A 416-nucleotide genomic window follows, 5' to 3' on the forward strand; every position below is an offset into this window, starting at 1 on the left:
CAAGGCCGACCGCGAATACGCGATCATCCAGAGCGAGTTCTACACCAAGCCCGATCCGGAAAAACGCCAGGTCGACGGCGTGCCGCTGTACGTGCTCGACGGCGACCGGGTGCGCGCCAAGGCCCCCACCTACACCGTGTTCAACGGCCGCTACAACGGCTTCGTCGACAATCCGCTGCCGGCCAAGCCGGGCGAGCGGGTGCGCCTGTTCGTGCTCAACGTCGGGCCGTCCAACACCTCCAGCTTCCACGTGGTGGGCACCATCTTCGACCGCGTCTGGATCGAAGGCAATCCGGACAACCAGTTCCGCGGCATGCAGACCGTGCTGCTCGGCTCCTCCAACAGCGCCATCACGGAATTCGTCGTGCCGGAGGCCGGCAGCTATGTGATGGTCGACCACCATTTCGCCAACGCCT

Annotated in this window: 1 pseudogene; it reads left to right on the forward strand. The window is 64.9% G+C overall.

Going from position 1 to position 416, the window contains the following annotated elements:
- Positions 1-416: pseudogene (locus A6M56_RS09975) on the forward strand (multicopper oxidase domain-containing protein); the annotation flags it as partial.

The organism is Ralstonia sp. RL (assembly GCF_001683835.1).
In the GTDB taxonomy this organism is placed as follows: Bacteria; Pseudomonadota; Gammaproteobacteria; order Burkholderiales; family Burkholderiaceae; genus Ralstonia; species Ralstonia mannitolilytica.